The organism is Deltaproteobacteria bacterium, from assembly GCA_005879795.1.
GTDB lineage: Bacteria > Desulfobacterota > Binatia > DP-6 > DP-6 > DP-6.
The window spans coordinates 1-3147 of record VBKJ01000237.1; the positions used below are offsets into that span (position 1 = coordinate 1).

At 71.0% G+C, this 3147-nt stretch carries 3 protein-coding genes; 1 reads left to right on the forward strand and 2 read right to left on the reverse strand.

Annotated elements, in window-relative coordinates; all coding sequences use genetic code 11:
* Together E6J59_19475 and E6J59_19480 are read right to left on the reverse strand one after the other, a co-directional pair.
* Positions 1 to 202 (reverse strand): hypothetical protein (locus E6J59_19475; protein TMB16089.1); only part of this gene is annotated, 202 nt, incomplete at its 3' end.
* An 18-nt stretch (positions 203 to 220) separates the two neighbouring features.
* The gene (locus E6J59_19480; protein ID TMB16090.1) at positions 221 to 478 is read right to left on the reverse strand and encodes an acyl carrier protein; all 258 of its coding nucleotides are present in this window, start codon (positions 476 to 478) and stop codon (positions 221 to 223) included.
* A 152-nt stretch (positions 479 to 630) separates the two neighbouring features.
* On the opposite strand from E6J59_19480, the gene E6J59_19485 reads away from it, so the two are divergent.
* A complete protein-coding gene (locus E6J59_19485; protein ID TMB16091.1) occupies positions 631 to 1758 on the forward strand; it encodes a hypothetical protein in 1128 nt (375 codons plus the stop codon).
* Positions 1759 to 3147 lie beyond the last annotated feature (1389 nt).

Here is a 3147-nt window from a genome sequence, read left to right on the forward strand (position 1 = left end):
GGGCCGTGCTGGGCACCCGCATCGCGCGCAGCGCGGCGAAGAGCCCGAGCGCCACGCCGCCAACAACGGCCGCGACACGTGGGTCGTAGGCGACCAGGACGGCGAGGCTCGCGAGCGCGAGGGCGTCACGGCGACGGCGGGCGGGCGTCAGGAGCCAATAGAACGGCGCGAGGGCGAGCGCGCCGAGGAGGGCGAGGAGCATCCCGGATGCCCCTTCGACTCAGCCCGGCGCCCTGTGCTTCACGTACGTCTGGATGCGCCGGATCGTATCGAAGTTCTCGGCGTTGATGTCGCGATCGGGGATCCTGATTCGGAGTCGCCGCTCGAGCAGCGCGGCGAGCCGGACCAGACCGGCGGAGTCGAGGATGCCGGTGGTGACGAGCGCGCTGTGCTCGCCGATCTCCGCCACGTCGAGAGCGAGCTCGTTGCGCAGGAAGCCGAGAATCATCGCGGCGAGCTCGCGGTCGTCAGCCCCCATCCCTCGGCGTTCTCTCGATGGCGCTCGGTGGGATTTCGGCCAGCCGTTTCACGCCGGCGGAAGCTATCCCAGGTGGCGCGTCGAGTTCAAATCGAGGAACGGCCGTGCACGGCGCGTTGACAGACCCCGAACGGGCCGCTAGTCGGCGCTTAATGCAGCGGGGGGCCGCGCACCATCCCATCACGTGGGGCGTCACGCTCGTCTTCCTGGCGCTGATCGACGTTGGCGTCACGCACTCCCTGCTGCTCTGGGGCCCGACCGCCTTCGAGGACACGCGCGACATGAGCCGGGTCGTGTTCGCGCAGACCTACCAGGCGGCGCGCAAGCTCTACGCGCCCGATGCCGCCGTGCGGACGCCGGTCGCTCTGCTCGGCAACTCCCGCATCTTCCTCTCGGCACGGGAGTCGTTCGTGCAGCCGGAGCTCGCTCGGCTCCCGGCGGCGCGTGACGCCAGCGTGGTGAATCTTGGCATCTTCGGGGCCGGCCTCGGCGACCAGGAGACGCTCGTCCGTCACCTCGGGCGCCTGCACCCGGAGCTCGTCGTCCTCACGATGGGAACGTCGGATCTGCTCGGCACCGCGGCGAGCCCGCTCGCCGGCGAGCCGGCTCGCCTGCTCCGCGTCGGCTGGGCGAGCGGGGTCGAGCCGCGCGACACCCCCGTCGAGCGGGTCGACCGATGGATACGCACGCTTTGGCCGCTCTACCGCTTCCGCGAGTTCGCCCGCGCTGCGCTCGAGGACCGCCTCGCGCGCCCCGCGGACCCCGGACCCTTCCCGGAGCACTTCGCGAGCACGCGCGCGCTCTTCGACTACATCCACGGCAGCAAGGGCGAGCGGGTCGAGGTCGCATACCGAGCCTGGCGGGCCGCGCCGGCCTTCGCGGCTTTCGTGGACTACCTGAAGATCGGCAGTGACGGCTACCTGGAACTCGCGCGGCAGCGTGCGGCGGGTCCTGTCCTCACCGAGCAGAGCCCGGGGGCGCGGGTGCTCGACGCCGTGCTTACAGGGCTCGCAGGCGGCCCGTGGACCACGATCGTCTTCCTCATGCCCGAGAACCCGCTGATCGAGCTCGACGCGACCGGCGAGTACCACCGTCCGGGGTTCTCCGCCGAGGCGGCGGCGATCGTGACGCGCGTCGCCGAGCGCCATCAGGTGCGCGTCGTCGATGCGCGCGCCTGGATGCCGGCGGAGGCCTTCATCGACTTCGACCACCTGATGCCCGACCTGAGCGGCTTCCAGAGGCCGTTCGCCGAGGAGATCGCCGCTGCCCTCCATGCGTGAGGCACGGCCCTCCCTCGCCGCGATCGTCGTGCGCGGCCTGCTCTATGCGCTGGCCATCACGGCGCTCGTGCTCTACGCGCCCACCGAGCAGCACGTCTTCATCTACCAGGGGTTCTGACGCAGGCGGCCGTGGGGGTTCCTTCCTTGCGGCGCGTCCGCCCACGCCGCCTGGAATGAGGTCGCCGAACCGGTGCACACGAGAGTTTCGCGTACGAGGCAGCGCGTCGCGGGGGCGACGCGGGGGAGAAGGACTGTCGCGCTTCAGGGGGTCAAATGGAGTACCTCCACTGCGTCGTCAACGGAGCGGTGGCGGCGAAGACGCTGCGTCGCGCGGTTCCAGGGCGCCAACTGGCTGGGAGCGCTGCCTGGTCCGCCTTCATGCGGGGAACGGCACCGGCGGTCCCTCAGAGCCGGCGTGAGCAGACCAGTGCACTGCCGTACAGCGCTGCAGCCACGTAGAACATCACCGTGTAGCCCGCGATCATGCCGAGCAGGTAGCTCGCCAAAGAGGCGGCCACGGACGTCATGCCGTTGATGCCCCACGCCCAGGGGACGAAGGGTCCGGCCCGCTCCGCGACACGGGCAATACCCGCCGGGAAGGGCATCCCCATCGGAATGCCGGCGACGGCGACGAGCAGCACGCAGGCGACGCCCCGGAGCGCGAGGGGCGCCCATAACAGGTCGTGCAGCAGCCGGCCGAACAGCGGTGAGGCGAAGAAGAGCAGGACGACGACGATCCAGCCGACCGCGAGCGGCAGCGTGCGCAGACCACGGGCCGAGCGCGCGGCATAGCTGCCGACCCCGGAGGCGACCAGGAGCGCGGCGAGCACGGTCGCGACCGCGACGACGGGATTGCCGAGGAAGACCGTGAAGCGCTGCATGAGGGCCACCTCGACGAGGATGAATCCGACGCCGAGCGCTGCGAAATAGGCGACCGCCGCGGCCTTGCCCCGCGTCGCGCGCCACGCGCCGCGCAGGCGCCAAAGCGGCCAGCCGATCAGGACAACGGCCAGTAGCGCCAGGCCGAGCAGGTTCGCGATCAGGAAGCCGAGCGGATTGAGGAGGGGGCTCGACTGCCGGCCGAGGATGCGGGGCAGGCTGCGCCACCGAAGGCTCAGGAAGAAGAAGGGCCAGTCGTCCGTCGCCGGTCGGAGATCCAGGTCGCCGTCGCGCTCCGCGCCGCCGCGGATGACCTGGTCGAAGCCGTCGCTCGACGGTGCGAGCGGGTCGTAGAGGAGCGGGAAGCGATAGCGGCTCGCGAAGTCCCCGAGCACCGCGACCTCATCGCGGGTGAACGGCTCGCGCTTGACGAGTACAGTGGCCCACCCGTAGCCAAGTCCCTTGAGCACGGCGATGCGCGGCGCGGGATCGAGGCCCTCGGCGAGGAGC